5 protein-coding genes are annotated in these 3,550 nt (G+C 59.5%); 2 read left to right on the top strand and 3 right to left on the bottom strand.

Annotated elements, in window-relative coordinates; genetic code table 11:
- The 3 genes from AB4Z11_RS26675 to AB4Z11_RS26665 all read right to left on the bottom strand — a co-directional run.
- Nucleotides 1-918: PAS domain S-box protein (locus AB4Z11_RS26675; protein ID WP_442028864.1), on the bottom strand; the 918-nt coding region annotated here is incomplete at its 3' end.
- 143 nt (nt 919-1,061) lie between these two features.
- Nucleotides 1,062-1,562: an SRPBCC family protein gene (locus AB4Z11_RS26670; RefSeq protein WP_442028863.1), complete on the bottom strand. Its 501-nt coding sequence runs from the start codon at nt 1,560-1,562 to the stop codon at nt 1,062-1,064.
- Nucleotides 1,552-1,866, bottom strand: coding sequence for an ArsR/SmtB family transcription factor (locus AB4Z11_RS26665; protein WP_442028862.1), 315 nt, complete (start codon nt 1,864-1,866; stop codon nt 1,552-1,554). Before AB4Z11_RS26665 ends, AB4Z11_RS26670 begins: the two co-directional genes overlap by 11 nt.
- A gap of 159 nt (nt 1,867-2,025) precedes the next feature.
- Between AB4Z11_RS26665 and AB4Z11_RS26660 the strand changes: the two genes are divergently transcribed.
- Both AB4Z11_RS26660 and AB4Z11_RS26655 read left to right on the top strand, forming a co-directional pair.
- Nucleotides 2,026-2,580, top strand: a complete 555-nt coding sequence (locus AB4Z11_RS26660; RefSeq protein ID WP_442028861.1) for a DNA-binding protein — start codon at nt 2,026-2,028, stop codon at nt 2,578-2,580.
- 76 nt (nt 2,581-2,656) lie between these two features.
- Nucleotides 2,657-3,550 (top strand): cation:proton antiporter (locus AB4Z11_RS26655; protein WP_442028860.1); only part of this gene is annotated, 894 nt, incomplete at its 3' end.

Genomic DNA, 3,550 nt, shown 5'->3' with positions numbered 1-3,550 from the left:
GTACTCGCCCGAGCGATGCCGCAGGCGAAACTCCGTTTCGTAAGGTTCCCCCGTCGCCAGGCTATGCTGCCAGCGCTCCTGCATGGGCTGCACGTCATCGGGATGGAATAAGCCTACCCAGGCATCGCCCGTGGCCGAATTTTCCGGCACGCCGGTGAAGTCATACCATTGGCGGTTGAAGTAATCGTGAAAACCGTCGGCGCGCGTGGACCAGACGATTTGCGGCATGGCGTCGGCCATGGTGCGGAAGGTGGCCTCGCTTTCCCGCAGCGCACGCTCCGCCTGCTTGCGCTCCGTGATGTCCCGGTAGAACACGGCCAGGCCATCGGCCACCGGGAAGGCGCGCGCTTCGATCCACATATCCTGCCCGTTATGGCTGTAGACCTGTTCGGCATCGATCTGCACCCGTTCACGCATCGCCTTGCGGTAGGCGTCCGCCAGCGGCAGCTGTTCGGAGCCCGGCCAGACTTCCCAGTGCGTCCGTCCCAGCATTTCCGAGCGGGGACGCCCATCGATGCGCAGCGCTTCGTCGTTGATTTGCAGGATGCGGAATTCGCGATCGAGCAGCACGAAACCTTCGTTGATGGCATGCAGAATCAGCTCATCGTCGCCACGTACCCTCTCCGGCTCAGGGCGGACCAGCGCCAGGGGCTGGCCAGCTTCGTCGATGCGCTTGCGCGTCACTTCGCACCGGATCACGTCACCGCTTCTTGCGATAAATTGAGCGCGCGCGGCGCCGTCGCGCGGACGATCCTGGCTGGTAATCAGGTCGGCAACGCGCCGTTGCGCCAGCTCGGCCTCGGAATAGCCGAGCAAATCGCAGAACATGCTGTTCGCGGCAAGGATCGTTTCCTCGCCAGAGTACAACAGCGCCGCGCAGGGTATGAGGTCCACCAGGCGCGATGAGTCGATTGACATCACCATGGGTCGGGGAACGGTCTTGTATAGGAGCTAAATTCATCATACAAGAATCGCCGTTCAGGGCTCGCCACTTACGATTGCCGGGATTGCGGCGACAATTCCGCGCGCGGGTCCCCGCCGCGCGCGTTGGCTGCACCTCGTCAGTGGAGAACCGCGAGCAGTTCGTCCAGGCGTTCCAGCGTCGAGGTCAGGCCTTCCTTCATGCCCATATTGATGACTTGCTGCAGCGCTTCAGGCGAGGAGTAGTGAACCACCGTCTCGACAACGGTATGTGCGGCGCGGTCCGTGAAGGTGACGTTCCATTTGGAGCGCGGCAAATCCGGATTCAGCGCGCCGGTGCTGTCGCAGAAGCCATCGAGCGAAGTGTAGTGATCGATCGGTTGAATGGATTGGTAGTCCATGCGGCCCCAGTATTCCGTGCCATTGGGCTCGACCATCGCGTAGAGCCAGTGCCCGCCCTCGTTGAAATCCATGAAGCTGGTCTTGGTGGTCAGCGGCTTCGGTGCGAACCAGCGGTCGAGCAGCTCGCTCTTGGTATAGCAGTCCCAGACCAGCTTGCGCTTGGCAGCAAACTCGCGCTTGACGGTGATGGTGCTCTTCGCTTCGTCGACAATAAAATCAAATTGCAGTTCAGCTTTCATCTTCTTCGCCTTTCAGAGTGGACAACAGGTTATCGAGATTCTCGTATCGGTTTTCCCAAAGTGCGCGCTGCTCGTCGAACCACTTTTGTGCCGCGGTCAAGTTGTCGCGCTGAAGTTTGCAGGTTCTCACCCGCCCTACTTTTTCCGATGCTATGAGGCCGCTGCTTTCGAGCACCTTGATGTGCTTGAGGAAGGTCGGCAGCCCCAGGCCGAATGGTTCCGCCAGCTCCGTGATCGTTGCATCTCCGCTGCCAAGCCTGGCGATGACGGATCGCCGGGTCGGATCGGACAGCGCGTGGAACATGTCGTTTAGTGATGCAGAATAGTTTCCCATGTGGCGAACTATAGCAGAACACTTCGCCACCTAGCAAACTATTTGTTCAAAAAAAATGCCTTTGATTTTGTTTAATATGTGCTAACCTTCTCAACCATTACATAATTACATAACGACAAGGCCGGAGACATGGCAAGAACAGGGATTTCCAAATCCAGGGTTCAAGAGGCACGCGATCAGCTGATCGCCGAAGGCCGTTACCCCTCTGCGGACGCGGTGCGTGCCGCGTTGGGCAACACTGGTTCCAAGTCGACCATCCACAGATACCTCAAGGAGATGGAGCTTGAGAGCGCTGAGGCCCGCGCCAGCCGCCAGGAAACGGAGCATTCGCTGCAGACGCTGATCGGGCAGATCGCGGACAAGCTCCACAGCGACGCCGAGAAGCGCATGCGCGCCATCACAGCCTCTTTCGAGGAAGCGCTGCGCCGGAAGGACGCGGAAATCGCAGAACTGCACGAGGCGATTGCGATGCTGTCCGTGCGTCTGCACGCGCCCGTGCCGGCGCATGGCAAGCAAGAGGAAACGCCCGCCTCGCGTGCCGGCTTCGGCCACTTCGACAGCCTGGCCTCCGCCAGCCGCAGCGGACAGCAAGGCAACTCAGCCTTCAGCATCATGCTGCACAACGACCGCGCCACCCTCCCCGACATCAACCGAATTCGCCCGACAGGCGTGAAGATTCAGTAAGTACCGGCAGCATTTTTTTGCCGCATTTTTTTGCAGCATTTGGAAACGTTACCAAACAATTAGAAAGAGGAGCAGAATGCATACCGCAATGGGTACTACCGAGATCTTCCTCCTGGCGATGGTGATCATCTTTCTCATACCCTACGTCATCTGGCGCCTGGGGAATACCAACTACTATGCGCCGCTGGTGGTGGTGCAGATCATTGCAGGCATCCTGCTTGGTCCCGGCGTGCTGGGCGCCGCTTATCCCGACTACTACCAGTTTGTGTTCAACCCTGCCGTCATTCAGTCGCTGAACAGCATTGCATGGTGGGCCGTCATGATCTTCGTGATGATTGCGGGGATTGAACTGGATCTGGCCAAAGCCTGGGAGCACCGGCGCGAAAGCCTGATCACGGCAGGGATGGCGCTGGGCACGCCGCTGGTGTTCGGATGCGTCGCCGCGGTGGGCATGCTGATGTACAGCGGCTGGATCGGACCCAACGGTCACGAGTGGCAATTCGTGGTCGGCGTAGGTATGGCGTKCGCCGTCACCGCCCTCCCCATCCTGATTCTCCTGATGGAAAATCTGGATATCCTGCGCCAGCCTATCGGCCAGCGCATCCTGCGCTATGCCAGCGTGGACGATGTCGCGATCTGGGGTGTGCTGGCACTGATTCTTCTGGACTGGACGCGAGTGGGCCGCCAATTGGGCTTCCTGTTCCTCTTCGCGGTTGCCGCCTGGGGTTACCGCAAACTGATGGTGCGCATTCCCGAACGGGATCGCTGGTATGTGGCAATGGTGTGGCTGGCGATTTGCGGTTTTGCGGCCGATTGGGCCGGCCTGCATTTCATGGTCGGCGCCTTCCTCGCCGGCGCAGTGATGGACGCGCACTGGTTCGATCAAAAGCAGATGGACATGATGCGCCATCACGTGCTGCTCGCCTTCATGCCGGTCTTCTTCCTCAGCACCGGATTACGTACCAACTGG

The organism is Pseudoduganella sp. RAF53_2 (assembly GCF_052113985.1).
GTDB lineage: Bacteria > Pseudomonadota > Gammaproteobacteria > Burkholderiales > Burkholderiaceae_D > Rugamonas.
Note: the sequence above shows the minus strand (reverse complement) of the source record. Positions and strands in the feature narration are given on the sequence as shown.